The organism is Bacillus sp. UMB0893 (assembly GCF_002858905.1).
Classification (GTDB): Bacteria; Bacillota; Bacilli; order Bacillales; family Bacillaceae; genus Bacillus_P.
Window position 1 is genome coordinate 87,113 of sequence record NZ_PKLB01000004.1, and the last position, 26,690, is coordinate 113,802.

Sequence of the window (26,690 nt, forward strand, 5' to 3'; positions counted from 1 at the left end):
AGAATATAGTCATCTTATCTGGCAGTGCAGTATTTCTTAAGAAATTCTTAAACATTACACAGACGAAGTGTTAAGAATTATCTATTAGACTATAGATTATAGTCTGTGTCAGATATACTTTTGAAAGGAGCGTGAGAACATGACCAATTATAACGTTTTAGTAGTAGATGATGATAAAGAAATTCGCGATGCGATTGAAATTTATTTAAAAAATGAAAACATAACTGTGATTAAAGCAAAGGATGGTATTGACGCCCTTGAAAAACTGAATGAACACCCTGTTCATTTAATTCTTTTAGATATTATGATGCCTCGCCTTGATGGCATTTCAACGACATTTAAAATCCGTGAGAAAAAAAACATCCCAATCATTATTTTGAGTGCAAAGAGTGAAGATACAGATAAAATTCTCGGTCTGCAAGTTGGAGCAGACGATTATGTCACGAAACCGTTCAATCCGATGGAACTGATAGCCAGAGTGAAATCTCAGCTGCGCCGGTATGTAACACTTGGTACATATGAAGGAATGAAAAAAACGGTTGATCTAAACGGGCTGACACTTGATCAGACTGCAAAAGAAGTTACCGTTCATGGTGAAAATAAAAAGAGACGCGAATCGAATACAGCATTGTCGAATTGTTGATGCTGAATGCAGGCCGCGTGTTTTCCATTAACGAAATTTATGAGCGAGTATGGAATGAGCCAGGCTACAACGCAGAAAAAACAGTCGCCGTTCATATCAGGAAAATACGAGAGAAAATTGAAATTGATCCTAAAAATCCGAGGTTTTTAAAGGTGGTATGGGGAATTGGGTACAAAATGGAGAAATAAACTTAAATTTGTAATGGTCCTGATTTTGCTCACATATGGGCTAAGCGGTGTCATTGCCGGATTGTTGAACGGAGATCGATATTTAGTTAAAACTTATTTTCAATCCTATGAGTTCGAAGATCAAGTGAATCATTTTGCTAATCTGCTAAGCATGTTTGAATTAAATGACATGACAGAAGAAGAGGCAAAAAAGGCAATCACTGTTTCAGCTGATGAAATTGAGGAACACCGTTATAGATATGGGAGTTTATCTGATCAAATCATGAATATTGAAAGTCAATATGAGGGTCAGATTCAGTCAGCTAAAGATGAAGGGAACAAGACGGCTGAGAAGATTTATACGGAGGAAAGAAACGAGAAAATTGAGGATATAACGAAGAATTTCAAAGATGATGAATATGTTCGTGCAAAAATAATGAAAGAAAAAGAGTCTCAGCTTGATGAATTTTATAACCAGCTGAAATACAGCCGGTCCGAATTTGAAAGTGACAAGAAATTATTCGTTTATTATTTTAAAGACATAGAAACAGATAAAGTGTATACAAATTTAAATCTGGCTGATGGTGAAAATCCTAAAAAATATATAAATAACAAAGACATGTATTATATTAAAAATTATCCTGTATCGGGTGCTGGATATCTTACATCAACTGATGGAATCTTATTATTTTCGGAAGGAAACGAATTCGAAGCATTCCCGCAAATGAAGGAAGCAAAATTCGCAGGTCAGATTGGTCTTCCGAAGTCTGCACCTGAAGACAGCATCATTATGAATAATTACCATGAGTTTGATTTCGGTCAAAAGGTCTATTACAGCCATACGATTAGCGGGATCATTGCATTATTTACAAGCATTTTCCTATTTAGAAGAAATCATATATTTCATGAGCTTGCAGAAAGCAAATGGGCGCATGTATACAATCGCGTACCGCTTGAATTGCGAATGATCATGATCCTTTTCACCTTTATGGCAGCTTTATTCTCACTGTTTGAAAGCATTGATTACTATCCTTATCGGCATTATTATGAATTTGCCTATACATTCATTTTATTAGCAGTATCCGCATTTTTCACTTGTCTTTTCATTATTCAATCTGTTCCTTTTTTCAGCCGTATGAAGAACTCGGAAATGATTCAAACGGATTTGCGGAAATCACTCATAAACAGAAGTTTAAAAGCAATAGCAGGTGTTTTCCTTATACAAAAAATGGGGATCCAGCTTATGATCCTGTTATCAATCGTCTTTCTGTTCGGGGCAGGTGCAGCTGGAATATTAGTAGAACCAGGTCTCATTCTTATCTATTTCCCGTTCATGCTCATTATCGGAATCCCTGTATTAATGTATATCCTGAAGAAAATTACCTATTTTAACCAAATTGTGGCAAATACAAACGATATCATGCTTGGGAATCTTGAAGACGACTTGCCGGTACATGGTAAAACGGTGCTTGGCGGACTATCAGCAAATATCAATGCGCTAAAGCATGGGGTAAAAACATCTCAGCAGAAGCAGGTAAAAAGCGAACGGCTGAAGACGGAGCTTATTACAAATGTCAGCCATGATTTACGAACACCGCTGACTTCCATCATCAGCTACACAGAATTGCTTAAAAAGCATGATTTGTCAAAGGATGAAAGAGATTCTTATATTCAAATCATTGACCGCAAGTCCCAGCGGCTTAAAATTCTCATCGATGATTTATTTGAGGCTTCTAAAATGGCAAGCGGCAATATTGAGCTTGTGAAAGAAAAAGTGGATTTAACACAGCTATTGCAGCAGGCACTTGCTGAATATAATGAAGCCATCAGCAAATCGACCCTCCAATTCAGGGCAGCAAATCCTGATCATCCAGTGTATGCTGTTGTGGATGGCCAGAAAATGTGGAGAGTATTTGAAAACCTGATAGGAAATATCCTCAAATATTCAATGGAAAATACACGAGTCTACCTTTCGATGAAACAAAACGGAGAACAAGTCATCATCTCTTTTAAAAATGTATCCAAATATGAACTTAGTGAAAATACAGATGAACTATTTGAGAGGTTTAAACGGGGAGACTCTTCACGCCATACAGAAGGCTCGGGACTTGGTCTTACAATTGCAAAATCAATTGTTGATCTTCACGGCGGACGTATGGAGATTGAAGTGGACGGAGATTTATTTAAGGTAACCATTACATTGGAGGCAAATTGAGCTGCTCATGGATAGTCATAGGATTATTAGCAAAAGCGCGGGATAACTCCAAAAAGTCCACGCATTACCCTAAAATATGCAGAAGAACGATATAAACAGCCAGTTCCCTTTTCAGGAAGCTGGCTGTTTTTTATCTATTTGACATCTTCATCCGGTCTTGCCCAGACTGAAACGCTTTTGCCGTTAACAGGGAAATTGGCAAAGCCATCTTCTTCGATCGTTATGTGTTCTTCTCGTGTTCCTGTAAAATCGACCCACACTTCTCCAGCCCGGTTTTCACCGACACACATCCTTTTTTCTCCATCGTCGCCATTTGAAATGACAACCGCACAGCCGGATCGATCGAAATCTGCATGTCCGCGTCTAACCCAGCCGATTGTATTAGGATGATCGAAATAATCTTCCTGTTCACCATATGCTCTTGTCTGTCTTGCATAAAGAAGCGGGTCAATCGCTTCCTTTTTCCCATCTATGGGTTCGTCACCATCTATTCCGTAGTAATCACCATAGAAGACGCAAGGATAGCCTTGCTTTCGCAAAAGTATGAGAGCATAGGCACTCTGCTTGAACCAATCTTCAACCCATGACTCGAGTGACTCATTTGGCTGGGAGTCATGGTTATCAACGAATGTGACCGCGTGATCGGGATGTGATTCTACCAGAGTATCATTAAAAATGGTTGATAGATCAAAATCTCTGCCTTCCTTGGACGCTTTATGCAGCTTGTAGTGAAGGGAAACATCAAATAGATCAATTTTGTAATCGACATTATCTAAAAACGTCTGGCATGCTTTCAGATCTGACTTCCAAAACTCGCCGACAAAATAAAAATCTTCACCTCGATCTGCGTAAAGTTCTTCGGCAAATCTCTGCACAAAGTCATGGTTCATATGCTTGATGGCGTCAAGGCGGTAACCGTTGCACTGCAGCATGTCAGCAAGCCATTTCCCCCATGCAATCATTTCATCCTGAACTTCTTCGTTGTCATAATCAATATTGGCAAACATTAAATAATCATAATTTCCAAATTCATTATCTACATTTTGGTTCCAGTCTTTATTTTTACCGACAATCTTAAAAACTCCGATTTTATCATTTTTAGCGTCATAGTCTGTTCCATTAAAATGCTCGAAATTCCATTCGAAAGAGGAATATTTCTTTTTGCGTCCTGGAAAGGTGAATTTCGTCCATCCTTCAATTTCGATAGGATCGGATATTTCTTCTGTCCGATTATTAGGATCCACCTCAATGGCTTGGAAAACTTCCTTTTCATCAGCTCCCGCTTTATGATTCATGACCAAATCTACATATACGGCTATGCCTGAGTTGTGGCACGCTTCTATCGCAGCAATCAATTCTTTCTTCAATCCATATTTTGTACTGACGGTACCTTTTTGATTAAATTCTCCAAGATCATATAAGTCATAAACACCGTAACCGGTATCATCAGCAGATTGTCCTTTTGTGACTGGCGGAATCCAAACGGAATTAATGCCTCGTTCTTTTAGCTGGGGCGCTAATTCTTTCAGCTTGTTCCAATGTGTGCCATTTGATTTTACATGCCATTCAAAAAATTGCATCATCGTGTGATTCCGTTCCATCCTGAATTCCCCTTTTCGTCATGATCTGTTTACTATGTTTCTTTGTACCCCAATTTAAAATAAATGAAGCTGAATTTCAGCAAAATAATTTATTCGTCTAGTTTCTTTAATTCAATGAGTTGTCATTAAACTTCTGGCAGGGGCATTTTATTTTACTAGAATTTATAAACAATATAACTTAAAAATCAAACGACAAAATACAACAAAAAAAGAATAAGTCATCTAATCATAAGACTGTTTCTTTTGCCTTTAAGAAACCCGGGATATACGCTTGTGACTATTACATCAATGTTTGGAAAAATATTATAAAAATTTCCTTTAAATAGGTTTTATACATGAAATATATGGGTACATATGAATAGAAACAACAATTATAGGCATATTCTACCTCAATTACATATATGTAGATATTATGTACCATTTTACTAGTATTGTAGAAGTAACAATTGACCTCCATGGTCTTTGTTTATACAATTAATGTAAATTCATGTAAAAGGAGAGATGAAAAATGGCAGGAATTATTCGCGTTACACCAGCTGAACTTGTCGATATGTCGAAACGCTACAACAATGAAGGTGGAGAGTTAGGTCTTCTAATCGGCCGCTTAGATAGTATGATCGGTCAGCTTACGACGATGTGGGAAGGTGAAGCAAGCGAAGCTTTCAAGGATCAATACGATCAATTAAAGCCTTCTTTCGTTGACATGCAGCATTTAATTGAAGATATTTCAAGACAATTAGAGAAAACTGCACACGCTCTTCAAGAGGCGGATGCAAACATTGCAGGCCAAATCCGCGGTTAATATCATCTGACAATCTAATGAAGTGCAGAAAGGAGCGCCTATTCTCACCAGATGACGGCGCTTCTTCATTTTTGAGGTGAAAAGGAATGTATATTGAAGTGACAATCGATTTGAAGCATTACACAGGAGAAACATTTGATCTTCGTCTATCAAATTATCACTCTGTCAAAAAAGTAATAGATATTGTATGGCAGGCAAAATGCATTTCTGACCCACCTCGAGAAGGGTATTGGGTGCGTGTTCCCAATAAGCAGATTGTCCTATCCGGCAGCCATAAGCTTGTAGATTGCGGAATTACAACAGGAGATCGTTTTGAGATCCTATGAAGGAGTCATTGGCAATGTCAGAAAAAAAACCGACATATTTAGAGCAGCAGCTTGACGCTGTCATTAAAAAAGAAGATGGATATACGTTCGTTTTTCAAACAGAAAAAGTAAAACTTGATCATGCAGCAGAAACGGACTTGCTGAAAGAGATGGATGCATCCATCAAAAGAGAAATTGATTTAACTGAAGATGAATTAACGGTTCATATTCAGCCGCCTAAATCTTATTTGGGTTTTTCTAGTTTAATGAAAAAAGAAGAGCGAAGCAAGTGGAATTTCTCCTATCAGCTGGTAAAAAAGGTAAAAAATCACTCGTTATCAAGAATTCATTTGATCGTATGTCCAGAAAATCTTGTATTTGATCAAAGCTTCACACCGTACTTTCTGCATTATGGAGTAAAAGAAAGCATTCCGCCGTATGAGAGGGATCATGTGAAGCTATGGCATGAGCTGAAAGCAACTGTTGCTGCAGCCGTAGATTCAAAGTTTACATTTGAACAATATTTAAAATTCAATGAGACATTAGATATTTCACCTATGTCCAAAGAATTGCTCTCTGCGGCAACCTATGATGACCTGATAACGATGATTGAAACGAATATGAGAGAGCTGGACAAAAAGCATGCAGCTCTGGTATCCATTCCGGAAAAGAAATGGAAGCTCACACGATATGTTTCATTTGGGTTTCTCATTCTGCTCGTTCCAGCACTAGTATATACTGCATATTCCCTCTTTTCACTCCATCCTAAACAAGAGGCGTTTGTATCAAGCAGTGAGCAATATCTAGGCAACGATTACAGTGAAGTTGTCAGTACACTTTCAAGCTATAGCACTGATGAAATGCCAAACGTAGTGAAATTTCAATTGGCATCGTCTTACATAGTCAATGAATCTTTAACGGAAGAACAAAAGGAAAGCGTTCAAAACACGCTTACACTTCAATCAGATCCCCAATACCTTGAGTATTGGATTCATGTTGGAAGAGGCGAGGCAAAAGAAGCCCTCGATCTTGCCAGAAATCTTGAGGACAGAGATTTGATTATGTTTGGTCTGATTAAGTACGAAGCTCAAATTAAAGCAGATACCGAAATGAAAAGTGAAGAGAAACAAGAAGAACTTCAAAAAATAGATGCGGAAATTAAACAATATAAAGAAGAGCAAGAGGCTCAAAAGAGAGAAGAAGAACAGAAGCTAGAGGAAGAACAAAAAGCAGAAGAACAAGTTGAAGAGCAGAAAAAAGCAGAAGAACAACAAGCTGCAGAAGAGGCAAAGAAGGCACAGGAAGCAGCTGATCAAGCGAAGTCCGCAGAGCAAAAACCAGCCGAATCAGCAAATACAGGATCTAATTAATAGACAGAGGCAACAGGAGGTGAATTCATGAGTATTCTTTGGTTTTTTCACGGTGAATCCTATCAGCAATTTGATGTAAATGAAGAAGCGTTTCGTTCATTTTCCATTGGGTCAGATATTTTGCAAACCCTGACAATCCGCAATTTTCCTTTTTCTTCTGGTCCGTTGACTGTTGCAAAAGCAGAAGGCTCAGATGGTTTCATGATTAAACAGAATGAGAACGCAATCGGAAAGGTCACCCTGCAAGAACCTTTTCGGCTGGAGGACAATTCGGAGCAGCTCGTTATTTATTTAACTCTTAAACCCGAAAAAACAGAAACTTATTATATCGGTTTTCATAAAGAAATCTCATTTTCTGCAAATAGTGAAGAGACTCACATATACAAGGATAAAGGAACTGTACCGTCACTTGGTAAGGGCTCGCTTACGCTTTTAAATACAGGTAATCAATGGACAGTCTCGCCTGAGGGTGAAAAGGTCTATTTGAATGGTAAAAAGATAGAAATGCGAACCCAATTAGAAATAGGCGACATTCTCTTCTGGCCTTTTATGACCATTCGTCTTATCGAAGAAGACTTGATTCAAATTACGAGCACAGATTCCTTTCATTCGAAATTGCCGCTTACTGAAAGACCACGATCAGAAATGAGCAAGAAATATCCGATTTACCGGCGCACACCGCGGATGATTTATGAGCTCCCTAAAGAAAAAATCTCTCTGACGTTTCCAGCACAAGAAGGAGAAGACCAGTCACGCAGCCTATGGCTTATTGTATTGCCTCCCCTCGTTATGATGCTTGCTATGGGAATTGTCGCGCTTATTGCACCGCGAGGCATCTTTATTATTGTTTCAATGGTTATGTTTGTAATGACTTTAATTACCTCAACAGCTCAATACTTCAGAGAAAAAGGAAATTATAAAAAACGAAAAGAACGGAGACTGCGCGTCTATACGCAGTACCTTGAAAGCAAACGCCATGAACTTCAGGAGGTTGCTGAAAAACAGCGTCAGGTTCTGGCCTATCATTTTCCTTCTTTTGAACAAATGAAATATATGACGCAGCAAATTTCAGACCGGATTTGGGAAAGAACGCCTGAAAGCAATGATTTTTTAGAGCTTCGGATCGGAACAGGCACCGTTAAATCCAGCTATGAACTATCACTGAGTTCAAACGATATGGCGAACAGGGAAGTTGATGACCTCCTTGAACAGTCACAGCAAATGGAAAAGGTATATCGGGAAATTGATTCTGTACCAATCAGTGTAAACCTGTCACAAGGTGCAATGGGGCTGATAGGAAAAGAAGCTATTATGAAAAACGAGCTTCATCAGTTAATTGGGCAGCTGGCTTTTTCCCATAGCTATCACGATGTGCGTTTTGTGTTTATTTTCAACGAAAAAGAATACAGCAGCTGGGAATGGATGAAATGGCTGCCGCATTTTCAGCTGCCTCATGCGTTTGCAAAAGGGATGATTTATAACGAGCAAACGAGAGACCAGCTGCTTACTTCCATCTATGAAATGCTGAGGGAGCGCGATTTGGAAGAAAAGAAAGAAAACCTTCGTTTCTCGCCGCATATTGTCTTTATCATTACAAATCAGCAGCTGATTTCAGATCATGTTATTTTAGAATATCTAGAAGGCGAGTTTTCCCAATTAGGCATTTCGGTAATCTTTGCAGCTGAAGCAAAAGAGAGCCTGTCTGATAACATCCATACCCTTGTTAGATATGTAAATGATCAAGAAGGAGACATTCTCATTCAGGAGAAAAAAGCAGCATCGATTCCTTTTAAAATCGATGTTCATCATCATGAAGGAAATGAGTCGTTTGCCCGAATGCTGAGAACGCTTGATCATCAAGTTGGAATGACAAATTCCATTCCGAAAAGCGTGTCATTCTTAGAGATGGTCAATGTCAAAGAAGTGGATGAGCTCCCGATTGAGCAGAATTGGCTGACAAGGGAATCATCCAAATCTCTGGCTGTTCCTGTTGGATTGAAGGGCAAGGAGGATGTTGTGGAATTAAACCTTCATGAAAAAGCCCACGGTCCTCATGGTCTTCTGGCAGGTACGACTGGATCAGGGAAAAGTGAATTTCTTCAAACGTATATATTGTCGCTTGCCGTCCATTTTCATCCTCATGAAGTAGCATTCCTGCTGATTGATTACAAGGGCGGAGGAATGGCGCAGCCGTTTAAAAACATGCCGCATTTGCTCGGAACGATCACAAATATTGAAGGCAGCAAAAACTTTAGTGCACGTGCACTTGCTTCAATCAAAAGTGAGTTAAAACGGCGTCAGCGACTTTTTGATCAATATCAGGTGAATCACATTAACGATTACACGAATCTTTACAAGCGAAAACAAGCGGAAAATCCGCTGCCGCATCTGTTTTTGATTTCAGATGAATTTGCAGAATTGAAAAGTGAAGAGCCCGATTTTATCCGTGAGCTTGTCAGTGCTGCCCGCATCGGTAGAAGCTTAGGTGTCCATCTCATCCTCGCAACGCAAAAGCCTGGCGGAGTGATTGATGACCAAATATGGAGCAACGCAAGATTCAGGGTTGCTTTGAAGGTTCAGGATGCAAGTGACAGTAAAGAAATATTAAAAAATGCTGATGCAGCGTCCATTACCATAACGGGCCGCGGTTATTTGCAGGTAGGAAATAACGAGGTGTACGAACTGTTTCAGTCAGCATGGAGCGGGGCGCCTTATTTAGAGGAAACATCAGAGTCTGAAGATGAAGTAGCCATTGTCACAGACCTTGGTTTAATTCCTTTATCAAATGTCTCGTCTGCTCAGACGCATAAAAAAGAGACAGAATCTGAAATCGAAGTCATTGTTGACAAAATAGAAGCGCTTCAGGCTCAAATGGGGATCCGCAAGCTGAATAGCCCGTGGCTCCCGCCGCTTGAAAATAGAATTTCCAGACATCAATATGCCACACATCATCATGATGAAATTTATATTGGAGTGATTGATGAGCCTGAAAAACAAAGTCAGACTCCATATTCCTATCAGCTGATGGACGATGGCAACATCGCCATTTTCGGATCATCAGGCTATGGAAAATCGCATACAGTCATGATGCTGCTTCTAAGCATTGCATCAAGGATGAGCCCAGAGGAAGCGCACTTCTACGTCATTGATTACGGCAATGGGACACTGCTTCCGCTCAGACAATTGCCGCATACAGCTGACTATTTCCAGCTGGATCAGGAACTGAAGATTGATAAATTCATGAGAATTGTAAGAGATGAGATTTCGCGGAGAAAGCAATTGTTCCAGCATCAAGAAGTAAGCAGCATCAAGATGTACAATTCGCTTAGTTCAAACAAACTGCCGCTTCTATACATTACAATTGATAATTTTGATCTTGTAAAAGAAGAAATGCAGGAACTTGAAACACAGCTGATTCAATTTGCCCGTGATGGACAATCACTTGGCATCTATATGATTTTTACAGCGACAAGAGTTCAATCTGTTCGTCAGTCACTGATGAACAGCATGAAAACAAAGATTCTTCATTATCTCATGGATACAACAGAAACATATATGGCAATCGGAAAGGTCCCATTTGCACCTGAACCGATACCTGGAAGAGCTATTATCAAGAAGGATCAGGCATATTTCTCTCAAATCTTCCTGCCGGCCGATGGTGAGGATGACTATGAACTGCTTGATTCGGTCAAGCAAGATATCCAGATGCTGAAAGAAAAGTACAAGGGTGCCAAGAGTCCACTTCCAATTCCGATGCTTCCTGCTGAACTGACTATGATTAACTTTACGCAGTTCGCAGAGGATTCTCAGAAAACAGGAGTCATCCCGATTGGACTTGATGAAGAGCATGTACAGCCTGTTTACGTAAATCTTGTAAAAACGAAGCACTGTATTATTCTTGGTCAGACTCAAAAAGGTAAGACCAATGTACTTAAAGTGGTTTTAAATACTGCATTGCTTCAGCCAACTGAAACGATCGGGATATTTGATTCCATTGATCGCGGATTATCAAGCTATGCATCTGAAGAAAAAGTGACGTACATTGAAACGAAAGAACAGATCACGGCTTGGCTTGATATGACAGAAGAACTTCTCATAGACAGGGAACAAACGTACCTTACAGCGATCCAGCAAGGCGTTGTAAATAATCTATCCTTCTCGCCAGTTATGCTTGTCATTGACGGCTACTCAAGATTCCAGCAATCACTTGACAGCATGCTGCAGGAGCGGTTGACAAGATTTATGAAAAATTACAGTCATCTTGGATTTAACGTCATCGTTTCCGGAAATAACAATGAACTCACAAAAGGATTTGACACATTTACGAATGAAATCAAACAAATCCGCCAGGCACTCGTCCTGATGAAAAAATCAGAGCAAACGTTTTACACGCTTCCATATAGCCGAAAAGAAAGCGATATTCATCCGGGCTACGGATACTACGTGGAAAATGGCAAAGAAACGAAAATACAAATTCCTCTTTGTGTCATTGAAAGGAAGATTTACACATGACAGATCAAAGAAAACATATGATCAAAATGATAGCTGCGGTGCTGCTGATCTTAGCAGTACCAGCCCTTTTTTTCCAATTTATTGGGGACAATCCAATGGAAGTAAGAGAGAAAGCCACGCGGAATATTGCCGTAGTAAATGAAGATATCGGAGCAGAAGAAGCAGCGGCAGAGGATGCCGATAAAGAACCTGTTCAATTCGGGAAGGAAATTGCCTCCATCTTAGATGAGGATTCTCCGTATGAATGGACAGTTTTAAGCAGAAGTGCTGCCGTCAATGGGCTGAAAAGTCAGCAATACGATGCCGTCATCTATATTCCTTCTAATTTTTCAAACAACATCTTAACATATGATGAACAGCAGCCATCAAAAGCTGAATTTGAATATACGGTCCAAAATCAGCTCAACGCTGAAAACAGACAAAGAGTGCTCCGTGAACTAGAAGATGCAACAAATCGTGTGAACAAGCAAATGTCCTCCCTTTACTGGAGCTATGTCTCTCAAGACATGGAAAATGTGCGCCAGGAGTTTGACCGCATCCTTGAAAAAGAAATTGCCTTTCAAAAAGCCATGCTGGGCTTCTATAAGCCAAGCTCTAAAGACCTTGCAGGTGAGTTAACCCAGCAAAAACAAATGCTTGAACAATTACAATCAACAATGAAACAGGCAGAAGAAGATTCGCCTGAACGCAAAAACAGCGTCGAACAATTTGAGAAAAGCCTGTCAGCCTTCGTAAAATATGTTGAAGATTATCAAACCTATCAGGAAGATCAGCAGCAGCTCCTTACAAAAGCCCAGCAAGAAAGCATCACAGCGATTCAGGGTGGTACAACGGAAGTGGATCAGAAGCAGGAGGAGACACAGGCGGCTTTTGATAAACAAGGGGAACAGCTTGCGGGCAGGATGACAGATGTTCAGAAGTTGCTTGACCGCAATCAAAAGACAGCAGAGAACTTAGGCAATGTTAGGCTCAGCCAAACGGAACGTCAGGCGAGAGAGCTTGAATCCGTACACAGTGAGTATGTGGACATGTATATCCTGAGGGATTATCAGGATACTTTAAATAGTCTAGAAGCAACTATGATTCCTTTAAGGAAAAAACTTCAAAAAGAGGGGACGGACAACGGAGATGGCCCTGGTAACGGTGAAGACAATGGAAATGAAGAAACGTCAGGCGGAGATGACATTACCGAACCTGGCACTCCAAGGGAACCTGGTGAGAATGAAAATCCAGTAAATATGGATGAAGAGCGTGCTAAAATTCTTGCTATTTCTGAACAGATGAACAGCCTAATAACAAATTTAGAAACAATTCCAGATCCAAAACCAGATCAAGTCATTCAAGCTTTAACTCAATTAGACACTATGTCTGCACAGCTTGTAGCAGTAGAAGAATCCATTAAAGCTAAAGAAAGCCAGAATTCCTGGAGAGCTGAATATGAAAAATTGCTTGAACTTTACGATCAGCTTGTATCGGACAATGGAAAACTATTGGAAGAAAACCGGATTTTAAAAGTTGAAAATGGTAAACTGGCAGATAAAATAGCAGAACTTACAGAAGATTTAATAGAAATTACAAACAATATGAATTCAGGTTCACAAGCTATTATGAATCAAGAACAGAAAGTCCTTAACTCTCTAGGTGATGAGAGAAAAGAAAGGCTTGAAGAGGTATTCAGTACACCGATTGGGAACGCATCTATGAGTGATGTCCTTGCCTATCATTCGTATCTGTCACAATACGAAGCAACCGTAAATCGCATAAAAAATCCAAATAATCCCATAAGAGATGAGGTATTAAAGGATAGAATTCAAGAATCAAGAGTAAAAACGATTCTATCCATCAACGAAGAAGAACAAGGAGCATGGGACAAGCTAAATCAGGAGCTCCCGGCTACTGAAGAGGAAATGAAGGAAGTCCAGGCTTCCGCTCTTGCCTTTATGGATCAGTACAGTAAGGATCTTGAAGAGCAGCAAACGGCGATCATGGAGGATCTTGCCTCTATGGAAGAGAGCGCAAATACCGTGCTTAGCCAAGTGCAAGAGACAGATGAGACGGTTTCTAGAATGCCTCTTCAAAATTCAGACGGAACGACGCTAGTCACAAATCAGCAGAGTATTGGGCAGGAGATTGTGATGATCTCTGACTTAATGAACTCGCTTGGTGAAAGACAGGAGACGGTTGTCAGCAGTACGGATGCCCTCCAGCAAAAAGTAAATGAAGTTCAGTCAGAGGCAGATTTATTGAATGATAAATGGGCAACGAATGTAGCATCAACGCAGCTGGTAAGAGACGATGTCTTCAGCATTCTTGGCAATACGCTTGTAGACGGTCAGAACAATGGCTATGTTTATGAACATCTTGCGAATCCGCTCCAAATCAGCGGGGATGCGCCTGTTACACAAGCAAAGGCTGTACCGCCAGTCGTGATTCTGGTGATTATTCTAATCAGCAGTTTGTTAATTGGTTACTTTAGCCACTATTTCAAAGCAGCACCTTTATTAGTGAGAGGATCCATGTTTGGTCTATTAAATTTAATTGTGGGCCTCATTATTAGCTTGTTCGGTTTAAATATTTATACTCTTACGGATGAGCGCGCGATTCAATGGTCAATCTTTACGATTCTCTTGTTATTTGCAGCTTCGACAATTGTTCGTGTGGCATTCTTGCTCGGCAATTTTGCAGGGTGGCTTGCAAGTGTTGGTCTTGTGGCATTCTTCGTTAGTCCGCTGCTTGCTTTGGCAGCACCAAACTTTACTTACGAAGATCCTATGTCAAAGGTGTATATCTCGATCCAATTCGATACGAATAACTTGTTTACACAGGGAATCATTGTTCTTATCGGAATGATCGTTGTTCTGACCATCCTGCCGTTTGTCGTGAATGCTTTCAAAAACACAAACGAAAAGGCCAATCAGGAACATGCTCATGAAATGTAAAGCAGGAATATCATTTATTCTGCTGCTGCTCTTTGTGATCACAAGTGGAGTTACAGCAGATGCAGAAACAAATCTAAATGAACTGGATCCTAATATTTATGAGGAGAAAGAACGTAAGGAGAATACGAATTATCTGCATGAAAAATCACTTTATGAGAAAAGAAATGCGATTCCTGAAGAACAAAAAAATCTAACCTTTAAGAAGCCGTCAAGAGATGAACAGGATGAAATAAAAAAACAGCTCTTCACAGCTTACACTAAAGAGAAGAACACTATAAAATCTAAATCTGAGCAAATGGAGTTATTTTCAGGAAATCCAGAACAGTCATTGAGTATGGCTGAAACTGAGGATAACGCATCTGGTCAAAATTCTGGATTAACGATGACATATATCCTCGTGATTGCGATTGGTGTTATTTTGATGATTTTCCTATTAATTCCTAGAATAACGCAGGGAAAAAAATAGAATGAAAGATGAAGGCAGCCTATACATGAGCTGCCTTTTTCTAATTTTTCTTTAGAACATAAAAGACGTGCTACAATAAGCAGATGAGAATAAATAAATATATAAGTGAAACAGGCTATTGTTCGAGGCGGGAAACAGATCGACTTATTTTAGCAGGCCGCATTACCATCAATGGAATCACTTGTGAGGCCGGCGACACGGTTATGGAAGGCGACACTGTATTAATCGATGGCATAGCCATCCCGCCTAAAAGAAAGACAGTCTATATTGCACTCAATAAACCAGTCGGTATTACTTGTACAGCGGCAAGCAATGTTAAAGACAATATCATGGATTTTATGAACTTCTCAGATCGAATTTTCCCTATCGGCAGATTAGACAAAGCGTCAGAAGGACTCATTTTGCTGACGAACGATGGAGCAATCGTCAACAAAATGATGCGCTCTGAAAATGGTCATGAAAAGGAATATGTCGTAAAGGTAGATAAGCCTTTTGATGCTCATTTTATTCTTGGCATGTCTCAAGGAGTAGAAATACTTGGGGTTACCACAAAACAATGCCTGGTTGAGAAGATCAGCGACCTTGAATTTCGAATCGTTCTGACACAAGGTCTAAATCGGCAAATCCGAAGAATGTGTAAAACATTTGGATATAAGGTTGAAAGGCTTGAAAGAAAGAGGATCATGAATGTGACTGCCCTAGGCTTAGGAAGCGGAGAGTGGCGGTTTTTGACTGAAATGGAACTTGATGAGCTGTTATCAAGGCTCGGCTAACTAAAACAACGCTTGGCTTAATATGCCAAGCGTTGTTGTTTTTATGCTGAAAATCCTTCTTCATGCAAATAATTGGCCGCTTCTTTATAAGTAGTAAACGTGCCATCTAAGTTTAAACCCGCATAGACATTCCACATATCATCCTCTTGGATTAAGACGAGAGTTTGTCCATCCTCATTTGTCCACTCTTCTTCTAAAAACTCCTCTGTTTCTGCATCGTCTTCAACTGAGAGGGAGTGAATTGACTTTTTGATCAGTGTGCGCAGTTCCTCTTCAGTGAAATCACGGATGTTGACCATTCCTTTATCATTTACAGCATAACCTTTTACATATTCAGCGTAAACGAAACCATTTCCATTCGGGTGAAGGTGATAAACAACATTTTTTTTGTCGTAAATACTTTCTTCAAAGTGAAAATTAATTCGTCCCAATGATACGTTTTTTCTTTGCAATTCTGGAAAAGATTCAATAATAGACAATTTTTGTTCAAATGTAAGCATAAGTTCCTCCGATATCGATTTCATTTGGTTAGTATATCACAATGATCGCAGGACCATTTACTTGACTTGGAGTAGATAGATGATTATTAAGATTAAACAAGGCTAGAATCCGGTCTTCAATCCGTTTTAAACCTTAAAGGGGACCTAATTGTATTCCCAACTCAAAAATCGGATCCAATTGGAAGAGTGCACATAAATTTTGATTTACGCACAGAAAAATCTATCCAGCGCACAGAAATTCGCTTATCTGCACAGAAATGGTAAAATCTAAGTTTTCTTCCCTATACTAAGTTTGAAATTAGGAGGAAGATGGAAGAAAAAACACGATTAAGCGTGACTGGACTTTAATGCTCCAATTAGGACTTTATAAACAATAAAATTGTCTCTTTTCTGATAAACTAACTAAATAAAAGAAAAAAAGAGGAGCAAAAAACATGAAAGCACTTGTATTCCATGAATTTGGGGGACCGGAAGTATTAAATCCAGCAGAAATACCTAAGCCTGTTCCAGGAGCTAATGAAATACGAATCAAAATGAAAGCGGTCGGATTGAATTTTGCTGATGTGTACCGCAGAAAAGGAAATTATCATCTAGCAGGAGAGCCTCCATATATCTTAGGATATGAAGGAGCGGGTGTTGTAGATGAAGTCGGCACCGGTGTGACGGGTATTAAACCTGGAGATCGGGTTGGTTTTGCAGATGTTCCTCATGCAAATGCTGAATTTGCAGTCGCATCCACCAAAAAAGTGATTCCTCTTCCTGATGAGATTTCGTTTGAAACAGCTGCTTCAGTTTTGCTGCAAGGTCTGACTGCCCACTATCTGACAGATGACAGCTATTGGATTAAGGCTGGCGATGTTGCAGTAGTTCACGCAGCAGCAGGCGGAGTTGGCCAGCTGCTTGTGCAAATCATTCAGCTATTAGGCGGAAAAGTCATAGCACTTGCGTCTACAACTGAAAAAGCAAATATAGCAATAGAAGCCGGTGCACAATGGGCATTTGTTTACAGCGAAGATTGGAAGCAGAAAGTGTTGGATGCTACGGATGGCATAGGGGCAGATGTTGTCTATGAATCGGTGGGATCCACACTAATGGACAGCTTCGATGCAACACGCATCGGCGGAACTGTCGTTTTCTACGGCATGGCAGGAGGAGATCCTGTTCATATTGATCCCAGAATGCTGATGGATACGTCAAAAACGCTGACAGGCGGGGACTTATGGAATGTGCTTACGTCAAGAGAGCAGCGTCTCGAACGTTCTAAAAAACTGTTCCAATGGATTGCAGATGGATCTTTAAGCATGGCTGCTCCAACACGCTTTTCTTTATCAGAGGGAGCAGAAGCTCATCGATATCTTGAAAGCAGAAAAAGTACAGGTAAGATTGTTTTAATTCCATAAAAAATGGAGGATCTAGATGAGTAACGGGTTCGATTGAAAGGTGCAAACCGCTAAATAAAACGGTAAATAACATATCAATTAGCATAGGAATTGGTATGTATATAAGGGGTTACTTGTAATTACAGTTCTTATTTAACATATCAAATCGCATAGGAATTAGCAGGACTTAATACTCAACAAAGTCCAGCTAATTGAGGTACTATTTATATATTACCAGGTATTACAACACAGTAAAAAAAGGAACTCCAGCTTGATTTGGAGTTCCCTCAGTTCTTCAATTATAGACCTGATTGTTGAAGAAGATTAATTGACTAATCGACTTCTAAACATAAATGAATTTTCTATTATAGATAAAAACTCATTTATTGATAAGGAAAAATTACCTGTCATGCGAATTTATTTTTCAACCATCCTATTAATGGAGGTGAAAACAATGGCAGACATAAATCCTATTGAGTATACAGGGAAAGTTTTGGATCAAAGAAATAACCTTACAGGTCCTGACGATCCAGGTAAGCGACCCTATCCAGAAAAACCACAACATGTATCTATTCAGCAGCCAAATAGTAAAAATGTTCAATAGCCTGTTTAGTAAAACTACAGGTATTATCTAAAGTTATAATAGTGTCACATAAGTTAATTAGTGAGACGGGCTGCTATTGCCGCAGCCTTTTAATATTAACTGTTTTTTCATACACAAACCACATAGCAGCAATATAATAAAAGCTGTCTCCAACATTTGTAATAATTCTTTCGAGAAATAAGTACAGAAAATTTCTATTGCTTCTAAGCAAATCTAACAAATAATCATCCAATGTATTTTGGTCGAAGATATGCAGCAAGGCCCATCCCTGAATTTGCACATGTAATGAGAATCACTTTATATTTCACTGCTCTCTCCTTACTCTATTTAAAGATATGCTTTTTTGGCATTCTGATGCCCCAGAGAGCGTGATTCAAGACTTCTTATCTTAATACTCATAAAAACAGAAAGAACGCTGCGGACCTGCTTGAAGCTCATTCTGATGAGGTCCTTATTTTACACTTTCAAATAGATGAAATCGAAGTCCAAATGGATCTTTTAACATAACACTTGTACTGCTTAATTTCTCAGAAACTTCACAGCCGGCGTTAAGAAGCTTAGTCATAGAATTTGAAAAATCTTCAGCAGCAAATTCAAAAAAGACTCCAGCATGCTTCTTGTTTTCAATGTAAAAGAAAGTGCCGTTCATACTGAATTTTGTTTCAAATTCATTTGATGACTCAAGTGTCATTCCCAACAAATTTTTATAAAAATCTATCGCTTTTTCATAATTTTGAACAGCAAAGGCGACGTTATTGGTCATTTGGAAAGGTGTATTTTCATTTATCATCTTTGATGGACGATATGATTCAGACCCTGAGGGGAGGAGGTCAAATAAAGGCCATACCGAACAGAAATCATCACCGGGTCCAAAAGGAGCATGTGCACAATGATAAATAGATCCTTTATCGTCTTTGCGGAAGGTTGAGACTCCCGGATAGTAATATCCGTTCTTTTCATATCCAAAATCCTGTTTAAACGAAGTGCCCGCAGTCGAGATAATAGGAAACTTCCAGCCTCTTTGAGCAGCGAATGCATCCTGCACATGGGGCTCGTCTGGCGTAGAGAGAACAAATGCTGCTTTCTTTGAAATATGGTGATACACTCCGTTAAAACAGTCTGCCCACATTGTGCAGTAGGAACAGCTTTTTCCCATGTTATGAACGACAATGAGCTCATCCTTCTCTTTAAATAACTGCAGCAGAGTGACAGAATGACCATTAGAAGCTATAAACTGATAATTTTCAGCCATTTTATTAGGCACAAGTTTTCTTAAATCAGTAAGCCGCTTCTTTTTTTCCAAAAGTTCTTTTTCAAGGATTTGTATTTCATCCATTAATTCATTTTGATTCATTTTCATTCCTCCCAACCTTCTACCCATGTTAATTCGGCCGGAATGAAGCTTTTCCTCTTTCAGGGTAAAAAAATTGAAAAGAAAAGGAGTGAGAAAAGCGTGATAGTAAAAGGACTCGATCTAGATATACATACAAGATGCCGTCATTATGCTGCTCAAAGAGATATTATTGCTATTAAATTCAAGTGCTGCGATACATATTTTGCTTGTTTTGAGTGTCATGAAGAGATTGCAGATCATCCATCGCTCGTTTGGAACAAGGAAGAACGGAATACGACTGCTGTTCTTTGCGGATCATGCAGCCATCAGCTCACTATTCAAGAATATATGGACAGCAAGAATTACTGTCCAAAGTGTCATTCAGCCTTTAATCCAGGCTGTCAAAACCATTATCATCTGTACTTCGGCTCTTAAAACGTTTAGTCTGCACGCTTTTTGGGAAAAAAATATAAAAGAGGAGGAGTTTATGTTGAAAAAACTCATTAAGAAAGCGATAAAATATGCGCCTATTGTTTATCCGATTGTAAAGAAAATGTTGAACAAACGGAAAAACGGGGGACGTACTAATTATTAATATACTTGAGACCACAATAAGCAATCTGTGGTCTTTTTTAATGTTTTTCTTTTAAAAAGGCTCTTTTCATAAAGTTTGTTGCTTTTAGGAAAAATGGTTAAAACCTTTAGTGGATTGTAGCGGAAGTCACTTGACTCCTGCGGGAATAGAGGGGCATGGGAGATCCCCCAGGCATAGCCGGGGAGGCTCCCATCCCTCACAGCGGAAAGCAAGTTCCTGCAGCGGAAATCCACGGGTACAATTAATAACCAAAAACACCTGCACATTTATTGTGCAGGCATTCTCGATCTAGTTATCCTTTTTTGCGCATTGCACGCAATACAAGACTTAATAAGAAAACGAAGATTATAGCTCCAAGCAGTGCTGGGATAATGGCAATACCAGCAAGTGAAGGTCCGAAAGAGCCGAGAAGCTCTCCTCCAATCCAAGCACCGATGATACCGGCAATAATATTGCCGATAATGCCGCCTGGTACATCCTTGCCTAAAATAATACCAGCTAACCAGCCGATTAAACCGCCAACGATAAGATATAATATAAAGCCCATTTTTCATTCCGCCTTTCAGAATTGAGTAATAGTATGTGTTTCTATGATTCTTATTCCCCCGCTAATAAAAAAAGAAACCTTGAGGTAAAAAAATTATTTCGGACAAGACTTCTCTAGAATCTGATATTTGTTTCATGTAGTATGGTAACAATAAGAAAGACATAACTTTTAAAGATGGGACGGACCTATGAACACTGAATTGACATTGCAACTTAAATCTAAATACGTGAATGAAATGAAAAAGGGATATCCTTTGATTCAAAAGGAATCTGTTCTTGATGCAGCAGGATTAAAGCATGAAGGCGAATTAATCAGGCTTACGGATGAGAGGCACCGTTTTATTGGAAAGGGCTATCATGGGAAGCAAAATAAAGGAATTGGCTGGATATTATCTGCAAATGAAAATGAAGATATTAATCAGTCCTTTTTTGATAATAAAATAAAGACCGCCATACAAAGCCGAACTGAATTTTTTCAAGATGAAGGTACAACGACATTTCGAGTGTTTAATGGTGAAGGAGATGGTATTGGCGGCTTAACCATTGATTATTTCGAGGGTTTTTACTTGATCACATGGTACAGCAAAGGTATTTTCCATTTCTCCCGCTCCATTATTGAGGCTTTAAAGAAGAACGCAGATATAAAAGGGATTTATCAGAAGAAACGCTTTGATTCTCAAGGGAAATTTGTTGATGAGGATGGATTTGTTGAAGGTATTAAAGCTGAGTTTCCTTTGATTGTAAAAGAAAATGGTGTTAAATTCGCTATTTATTTAAACGATGGGGCAATGGTCGGTGTTTTTCTCGATCAGCGTGATGTCAGAAAAACGATTAGGGATCAATATTCAAATGGGAAAACCGTACTAAACTTATTTTCATATACTGGGGCCTTTTCAGTGTTCGCTGCGCTTGGCGGAGCGATTAAAACAACCAGTGTCGATCTGGCCAATCGCAGCCTCAGCAAAACGATTGAGCAATTCAGTATAAATGAGATCGACTATGAAGCACAGAATATTATTGTTGAAGATGTTTTTCACTATTTTAAATATGCCCTTAAAAAAAATCTCAAATTCGACTTGGTCATTCTTGATCCGCCAAGCTTTGCCCGATCTAAAAAATACACATTCAGCGCGGCCAAAGACTATAAGGATTTGCTTAAAGAAACCATTGCTTTAACAGAAGACAACGGAATGATTGTTGCATCAACGAACTGCAGCACTTTTTCCATGAAAAAATTTAAAAGTTTTATTGAGATTGCTTTTAAAGAAACAGGCGGTAAATATAAAATCAAAGATGAATTTTCATTGCCAAGTGATTTTAAAACATTAAAGGAATTTCCAGAAGGAAATTATTTAAAAGTAGTATTTATTGAAAAAATGTAAGAGAGGCGGTCTAATTTTAGACCGTTTTTTTGATTGTTTATTACAAGTTTCAACAGAGCTGCCGCTTCGCTGATAAGGCACTTTTAACGGGATGCTGCAGCTCATTCCTTGTTTATTGTAAAAAATATCATGTTTTTTGTAGAAGAGGGAACAAAACTAATGATAGACCAAGACTGGCTGGAAAAACCGCCAAAGTCTGATTAAAGCCTATTTGAATGAAAGGCAGCTTCAATGTGCGTTGCCTTTCATCCATTCTTCCCTTAGAAGTGAATGCATAATGACATCATATGGAATTTCATTCTGAATGATGTAATTCCTCAAGATTCCTTCCTCATTAAAGCCTAATTTTTCTAGTACTTTTCGTGAAGGCTTGTTTTCAATCATAACAACGGCTCCGATTCGAATAAATCCCATATCTTGAAATCCAAATGTGAAGATTGCCTTTAACGCCTCCTGTACGAAACCTTTTCCCCACTGCTGATTTGACACCTCGTATCCTACTTCAGCACGCTTGTACTTCTTTGATATGGAATGGAAACCGCACGTGCCAATCAATTCATCTGTATCTTTAAGAGCAATTCCCCATCTGATCATTTTATTTGATTGAAAGCCAAGCTGAAATGAATGAATCAGATTTTCCGCATCTTCTATTGTCTTGAAAGAATCCATTCCATAGAATTTTGTCACTTCTTGCTGTGAGAAATATTGAAAGATACTTTGTGCATCTTTTTGTTCAATATTTCGAAGCCTCAAACGTTCTGTTTCAATTTCTGGAAATGCAGTCATTGTGATCTCCTTTTTCTTTTTTCTCTAAAGCGATTTATTTCGACATAAATCCTGGTATTCCCTGTTTCTTTTAAATTCGATTATTTATTTTATAGAAGAAGTGCAAGTTCATCACAGTACAATTTACTTTTTATTGAAGGTAATATTCCTGTTTGCATTATTGTATACATGTAAACAAAATGGAACTTGTTGTATTCTTTTATGTATACATGCATACAAATTTGTACGCATATTGTTAAATCAATATGTTTACAAGTTTGTTCATTTTGCATACAATTTTGTGTGCAAGTAAACAAGAATGTAAGCGTTTGATTTCGGTATCATCCATAATACTCCTTATATAAAAGGATTAATTAATTCATAATATGAAAATGAAGAAAAAATATTAAATTCAAACCATAAGTCCTTGATTAAGCAAAGACAAAAGTGTGTTTTTTAATTGCATTATTGTTCCATCCTCCCCAAAGAGGTTATTAGGATGTAGCTTGTTTTAGAGAAAGGTAAATATGTCATAGATGCAATATGTCAAAGATGCTTTATTCTTAGCTGCCATTTTGCTTGATAGAGTAACCATTCTTTCTATTGTAAGAAATGAAAACTTCGTGTAACTACTTGATGATTAGAAAAATACAGTGTTTTTTGTAGAAGAGGGGAGAATGTTAAAGATCGCCAGAGGCAAGTGAAAAAAAACGACCTTCGGCTGAAAATACTATTAGAAGGAGAGGAATACTGAATTCAAGCTACCTATTATCCAGTATTCTCTAAGTCGTTAATGAATAATTACTTTATATGGAAATAAATGGTGTAATTTTCAAGTTTCCTTCCTCATTAAAACTCATTATACGCAGCGATTTTCCAGCGACTTATGTTTAATTATTAGAACTTCATCTTTTCGAATATCAACCATATCTAGAAAACGAATGCTATTGCCCCTTTTGTGTAATGCCTTTCCTCTAAATAGTAATGTGAGAAACTTCGTATCTTGCTTGCACGCAAACTGTACGATGATATTCATCTCATCGGTTTCTTTCAGCGCAACTCCCAAACGATTTTCACTTTGATTGATATCTGATATCGAATCTACGAATAAGACTTTTTCTGTTCTTAAATTGTTTTGAAGGAATCTTCCCAAAAACCTCTTCCTCCTCTTAGAAATATTGAAAGAGCCTTTTCGAATCAGCTTGTTCAATATTTTGATGCCGAAATGGCCTCGATGGATATGCAGTCATTGTGATTTTCACAATCATCTATTCTCTAAAGCGTTCGTTCGACACGAACCTTGGTTTTCACTTTAATGTATGAATGTTCATTCTATGTTAATTAGGAAAAAGGTAGAATCAGTATTTTATTGAAGTGAATCATGATGTTTACATTAAAGTATACTTGTAAACTAAATGTAATGTATTGTTTTCTTTTTGTGTACACATGTATACAAATGTGTGTGCATACTGTTGGATCAATATGTGTACAACTCGTACTCGTTGTATGCGTGTTTGTATACAAGTAAACAAATTTGTAAACGTTTGAGTTCTATTGACGAAACTATCATTCTTTTATACTCTTTAATAGAATGGATTTATATACTAATTCATTACGTGAAAGGAATGGTGTTCATGAGTAATCCTAGAATCGCAGCAATAGATGTTGGGAATGACGCAGTAAAAGCAATTTTCGGAAAATACGATTCCCAGCTATACATACCGAATGTAATCGCAAGAGATATTGAAGATCGACCTATTATTGGAATTGAAGACTTAGACAGCAAGGACCCGCTAGATGGAATCCACATCAAAGTTCACTCCCCTGCTCTGAAAGAAAACAATGCAATTTATCGAGTAGGAAATTTAGCCACAAAAAGCGACAATGCATCTGAACTTGATCCAGGCAGCAGCAAATCAGAAGAAGATCAAACATTGGTTATGCTTTTTGCTTCTATTGCACTTGATGCTGTTAAACCTGAAAATGAAAAGGTGTTCCGCAGAAACAACAAAATAATTGATGCAGCCTATACACTGGGAACAGGCCTTCCGTTACGAGAAGCAAAAGAAGGCAAAGATGTTGGATATCGTTCAAAGCTTCTTGGAAATGTACATCAGGTGGAGTTTTTAATTACACCTAAATATCAAGGTTTAAAAGTAAATATTAAATTTGATGAAGTAAAAGTCTATCCAGAGGGATTTGCTGCATATATCAATCTAGTAATGGATAAAGATTTAAATATCATTAACAAGGACTTGATTGACAAGCGCATCATCATTCAGGATATTGGTGGACTTTCAACAGATATCGCAGTTATTAAGAACCGCAACGTCGATGATGATAAAGCACAGGGTTTCAACCTTGGAGTTGTTGAATCACTTGAAGCAATCCGCGAAGAAATCCGTTCAAAACATGGAGTTGAGCTGGACAGCCGCCGTGATGTTGTTGAAATTATCACGAAGAAAACGGACCGTAATCACATTTATGTAAGAGGGAGCCGTACAAGTGTACATGATATTACAGATCGAATTTTATTAGATCTTGCTAAAAAGCAATATCGTCACCTGCGCAATGTTTGGCAGAAAAACTCTCAGACAGAAATCTGCTACTTTGTCGGAGGCGGAGCCGTTGTATTGAAAGATTACCTGAAAACACTGAATAACAATCTTGATGGTTATAACATTGACTTCTTTGAAGATGAAAATGAAAGCATCTGGATGATGGCCAATGCTTATTATAAGCTGGTTTTCGACTTTTACAGCAAGCAGCAAAAAGAGAAAAGCAGCGAAGATAAAAAAGCAGCTACTACCAAATAATAGGGTGGTTTTATGAGAAAAGGAGTTTCATCAGGCATTCAGAGGGGACAAGCGATTACGTTTCGCATTCCCTCCGATACACCTGAACACATATTAAGACAGCTGCAAAAGCTTAAAGAAACGGAAAAAAGGAATTTTTCAAGTAAAATTGCCGAATTTGTTTCACAAGGTGTAAGTGAATCTTTTGTGAAGGAAAAAGAAAGTGTCACGATTCCGATTCCTCAAAAATTAAGCAAGGCACAAAGAGATTGGCTAAAACATGAGCATTCTGAAGCACTGCTTGGCAGCATTGTGTATCAGATTCTTGCCGATCCAATCAGAGCAGCTTCTTTGCTTGCTTCATTCAACAGCAAATCACTAGATATTGATGAAGCGCTTTACTTGCAGGAAGTACCCTTTCCAAGTGAGCCGGCGGCAGAGCAAGAACCTGAACCAGACGAGGACTTTGATGAAAATGCAGGGCTTGATGATTTCGATTGGGAAAAAGCCATGCAGGAGTCAGCTTCATCTGCTGAAGAAGAAAAAGAAGAATCTGCGGATGATCTAATTGGCGGATTTCTTTCTAAAATGAATAAGTGATAAAAGGAAAGCTAACCTCTGATGTTAGCTTTTTTATATTGAGAAGAAAATGCAATACCTCAGAAGCTGGTACTAACCAATCCAAAAGAGAGCATAATCACATATGATTGGAAAAGGAGGGGATTCGGTATGTACGATCATTTAACAAGGCTGCAAAAACATTATTATCAAGGTGCTTCGAAACTGTTGGCAGAATCTTTTATAGATAATCCGTTATTTATTTACCTCTTTCCAAATGAAAAGAAAAGAGAAAGGATCCTCCTGAATATTATAGAGGTGTTGTTGAGATAGTTGATGCGATCAGTGATGTCTATATCACATCGGAAAAAATAGAGGGGATTTTTGCAGTAAGGAGGACCGGAAAACAAAGATTTTCCCTCCCTCTATATAGAGCAATA

The 26,690-nt window shown here is 38.5% G+C and carries 20 protein-coding genes and 1 pseudogene; 15 read left to right on the forward strand and 6 right to left on the reverse strand.

Features of this window, described 5'->3' with window-relative positions:
* Positions 1-139: 139 nt before the first annotated feature.
* Positions 140-831, forward strand: a pseudogene (locus tag CYJ36_RS10495) (response regulator transcription factor).
* A complete protein-coding gene (locus tag CYJ36_RS10500) occupies positions 809-3,025 on the forward strand; it encodes a sensor histidine kinase (RefSeq protein WP_101567225.1) in 2,217 nt (738 codons plus the stop codon). Before CYJ36_RS10495 ends, CYJ36_RS10500 begins: the two are co-directional and overlap by 23 nt.
* Positions 3,026-3,159: 134 nt before the next feature.
* Here the strand turns inward: CYJ36_RS10500 and CYJ36_RS10505 are convergent, their stop codons facing one another.
* A complete protein-coding gene (locus CYJ36_RS10505; RefSeq protein WP_101567226.1) occupies positions 3,160-4,626 on the reverse strand; it encodes an alpha-amylase in 1,467 nt (488 codons plus the stop codon).
* A 508-nt stretch (positions 4,627-5,134) separates the two neighbouring features.
* On the opposite strand from CYJ36_RS10505, the gene CYJ36_RS10510 reads away from it, so the two are divergent.
* The 7 genes from CYJ36_RS10510 (at position 5,135) to CYJ36_RS10540 (ending at position 15,793) form a co-directional block, all read left to right on the forward strand.
* A complete protein-coding gene (locus tag CYJ36_RS10510) occupies positions 5,135-5,428 on the forward strand; it encodes a WXG100 family type VII secretion target (protein WP_101567227.1) in 294 nt (97 codons plus the stop codon).
* Between the two features lie 86 nt (positions 5,429-5,514).
* Positions 5,515-5,754: an EsaB/YukD family protein gene (locus tag CYJ36_RS10515; protein WP_101567228.1), complete on the forward strand. Its 240-nt coding sequence runs from the start codon at positions 5,515-5,517 to the stop codon at positions 5,752-5,754.
* A gap of 14 nt (positions 5,755-5,768) precedes the next feature.
* A complete protein-coding gene (gene essB / locus CYJ36_RS10520; RefSeq protein ID WP_101567229.1) occupies positions 5,769-7,103 on the forward strand; it encodes a type VII secretion protein EssB in 1,335 nt (444 codons plus the stop codon).
* Positions 7,104-7,130: 27 nt separating this feature from the next.
* On the forward strand, positions 7,131-11,615 hold the full coding sequence (gene essC / locus CYJ36_RS10525) for a type VII secretion protein EssC (RefSeq protein WP_101567230.1): 4,485 nt from the start codon (positions 7,131-7,133) through the stop codon (positions 11,613-11,615).
* On the forward strand, positions 11,612-14,554 hold the full coding sequence (gene esaA / locus CYJ36_RS10530; protein WP_101567231.1) for a type VII secretion protein EsaA: 2,943 nt from the start codon (positions 11,612-11,614) through the stop codon (positions 14,552-14,554). Before essC ends, esaA begins: the two co-directional genes overlap by 4 nt.
* Complete coding sequence (essA, locus tag CYJ36_RS10535; protein ID WP_180850233.1) at positions 14,544-15,020, forward strand: type VII secretion protein EssA; 477 nt, start codon at positions 14,544-14,546, stop codon at positions 15,018-15,020. The genes esaA and essA overlap by 11 nt, the downstream gene beginning before the upstream one ends.
* Positions 15,021-15,103: 83 nt before the next feature.
* The gene (locus tag CYJ36_RS10540; RefSeq protein ID WP_101567233.1) at positions 15,104-15,793 is read left to right on the forward strand and encodes a pseudouridine synthase; all 690 of its coding nucleotides are present in this window, start codon (positions 15,104-15,106) and stop codon (positions 15,791-15,793) included.
* 41 nt (positions 15,794-15,834) lie between these two features.
* Here the strand turns inward: CYJ36_RS10540 and CYJ36_RS10545 are convergent, their stop codons facing one another.
* Positions 15,835-16,293 (reverse strand): hypothetical protein, encoded by a 459-nt coding sequence (locus CYJ36_RS10545; RefSeq protein WP_101567234.1) that lies wholly within the window; start codon positions 16,291-16,293, stop codon positions 15,835-15,837.
* 434 nt (positions 16,294-16,727) lie between these two features.
* On the opposite strand from CYJ36_RS10545, the gene CYJ36_RS10550 reads away from it, so the two are divergent.
* Both CYJ36_RS10550 and CYJ36_RS23385 read left to right on the forward strand, forming a co-directional pair.
* Positions 16,728-17,693 (forward strand): quinone oxidoreductase family protein, encoded by a 966-nt coding sequence (locus CYJ36_RS10550; protein WP_101567235.1) that lies wholly within the window; start codon positions 16,728-16,730, stop codon positions 17,691-17,693.
* A gap of 307 nt (positions 17,694-18,000) precedes the next feature.
* Positions 18,001-18,276, forward strand: a complete 276-nt coding sequence (locus tag CYJ36_RS23385; protein ID WP_142382701.1) for a hypothetical protein — start codon at positions 18,001-18,003, stop codon at positions 18,274-18,276.
* Between the two features lie 451 nt (positions 18,277-18,727).
* Here CYJ36_RS23385 and CYJ36_RS10560 read toward each other — a convergent pair whose 3' ends face one another.
* Positions 18,728-19,630, reverse strand: a complete 903-nt coding sequence (locus CYJ36_RS10560) for a DUF899 family protein (RefSeq protein ID WP_101567237.1) — start codon at positions 19,628-19,630, stop codon at positions 18,728-18,730.
* 99 nt (positions 19,631-19,729) lie between these two features.
* On the opposite strand from CYJ36_RS10560, the gene CYJ36_RS10565 reads away from it, so the two are divergent.
* Positions 19,730-20,044, forward strand: a complete 315-nt coding sequence (locus tag CYJ36_RS10565) for a CHY zinc finger protein (RefSeq protein WP_257962452.1) — start codon at positions 19,730-19,732, stop codon at positions 20,042-20,044.
* A 452-nt stretch (positions 20,045-20,496) separates the two neighbouring features.
* Here CYJ36_RS10565 and CYJ36_RS10570 read toward each other — a convergent pair whose 3' ends face one another.
* On the reverse strand, positions 20,497-20,751 hold the full coding sequence (locus tag CYJ36_RS10570) for a GlsB/YeaQ/YmgE family stress response membrane protein (protein ID WP_101567238.1): 255 nt from the start codon (positions 20,749-20,751) through the stop codon (positions 20,497-20,499).
* Positions 20,752-20,938: 187 nt separating this feature from the next.
* Here CYJ36_RS10570 and CYJ36_RS10575 point away from each other — a divergent pair, with 187 nt between their 5' ends.
* Positions 20,939-22,132 carry a class I SAM-dependent rRNA methyltransferase gene (locus tag CYJ36_RS10575; RefSeq protein WP_101567239.1) on the forward strand — a complete coding sequence of 398 codons (1,194 nt, stop codon included), beginning with the start codon at positions 20,939-20,941 and terminating at the stop codon, positions 22,130-22,132.
* 228 nt (positions 22,133-22,360) lie between these two features.
* On the opposite strand, the gene CYJ36_RS10580 is transcribed toward CYJ36_RS10575, so the two are convergent.
* Together CYJ36_RS10580 and CYJ36_RS10585 are read right to left on the reverse strand one after the other, a co-directional pair.
* A complete protein-coding gene (locus CYJ36_RS10580) occupies positions 22,361-22,918 on the reverse strand; it encodes a GNAT family N-acetyltransferase (RefSeq protein WP_101567240.1) in 558 nt (185 codons plus the stop codon).
* Between the two features lie 838 nt (positions 22,919-23,756).
* The gene (locus CYJ36_RS10585; RefSeq protein ID WP_101567241.1) at positions 23,757-24,050 is read right to left on the reverse strand and encodes a hypothetical protein; all 294 of its coding nucleotides are present in this window, start codon (positions 24,048-24,050) and stop codon (positions 23,757-23,759) included.
* A gap of 481 nt (positions 24,051-24,531) precedes the next feature.
* Here CYJ36_RS10585 and CYJ36_RS10590 point away from each other — a divergent pair, with 481 nt between their 5' ends.
* Positions 24,532-25,713 carry a ParM/StbA family protein gene (locus CYJ36_RS10590; RefSeq protein ID WP_101567242.1) on the forward strand — a complete coding sequence of 394 codons (1,182 nt, stop codon included), beginning with the start codon at positions 24,532-24,534 and terminating at the stop codon, positions 25,711-25,713.
* Between the two features lie 12 nt (positions 25,714-25,725).
* On the forward strand, positions 25,726-26,292 hold the full coding sequence (locus CYJ36_RS10595; RefSeq protein WP_101567243.1) for a hypothetical protein: 567 nt from the start codon (positions 25,726-25,728) through the stop codon (positions 26,290-26,292).
* Positions 26,293-26,690 lie beyond the last annotated feature (398 nt).

Excerpts from the sequence above, each read along its gene's own strand:
- CYJ36_RS10595 (WP_101567243.1), top strand. The coding sequence starts at position 25,726 with ATGAGAAAAGGAGTTTCATCAGGCATTCAGAGGGGACAAGCGATTACG.
- CYJ36_RS10570 (WP_101567238.1), bottom strand. The coding sequence starts at position 20,751 with ATGGGCTTTATATTATATCTTATCGTTGGCGGTTTAATCGGCTGGTTA.
- essC (WP_101567230.1), top strand. The coding sequence starts at position 7,131 with ATGAGTATTCTTTGGTTTTTTCACGGTGAATCCTATCAGCAATTTGAT.
- CYJ36_RS10515 (WP_101567228.1), top strand. The coding sequence starts at position 5,515 with ATGTATATTGAAGTGACAATCGATTTGAAGCATTACACAGGAGAAACA.
- essA (WP_180850233.1), top strand. The coding sequence starts at position 14,544 with ATGAAATGTAAAGCAGGAATATCATTTATTCTGCTGCTGCTCTTTGTG.
- CYJ36_RS10550 (WP_101567235.1), top strand. The coding sequence starts at position 16,728 with ATGAAAGCACTTGTATTCCATGAATTTGGGGGACCGGAAGTATTAAAT.
- esaA (WP_101567231.1), top strand. The coding sequence starts at position 11,612 with ATGACAGATCAAAGAAAACATATGATCAAAATGATAGCTGCGGTGCTG.
- CYJ36_RS10580 (WP_101567240.1), bottom strand. The coding sequence starts at position 22,918 with ATGACTGCATTTCCAGAAATTGAAACAGAACGTTTGAGGCTTCGAAAT.
- CYJ36_RS10560 (WP_101567237.1), bottom strand. The coding sequence starts at position 19,630 with ATGAATCAAAATGAATTAATGGATGAAATACAAATCCTTGAAAAAGAA.
- CYJ36_RS10575 (WP_101567239.1), top strand. The coding sequence starts at position 20,939 with ATGAACACTGAATTGACATTGCAACTTAAATCTAAATACGTGAATGAA.
- CYJ36_RS10540 (WP_101567233.1), top strand. The coding sequence starts at position 15,104 with ATGAGAATAAATAAATATATAAGTGAAACAGGCTATTGTTCGAGGCGG.
- CYJ36_RS10510 (WP_101567227.1), top strand. The coding sequence starts at position 5,135 with ATGGCAGGAATTATTCGCGTTACACCAGCTGAACTTGTCGATATGTCG.
- CYJ36_RS10505 (WP_101567226.1), bottom strand. The coding sequence starts at position 4,626 with ATGGAACGGAATCACACGATGATGCAATTTTTTGAATGGCATGTAAAA.
- essB (WP_101567229.1), top strand. The coding sequence starts at position 5,769 with ATGTCAGAAAAAAAACCGACATATTTAGAGCAGCAGCTTGACGCTGTC.
- CYJ36_RS10590 (WP_101567242.1), top strand. The coding sequence starts at position 24,532 with ATGAGTAATCCTAGAATCGCAGCAATAGATGTTGGGAATGACGCAGTA.
- CYJ36_RS10545 (WP_101567234.1), bottom strand. The coding sequence starts at position 16,293 with ATGCTTACATTTGAACAAAAATTGTCTATTATTGAATCTTTTCCAGAA.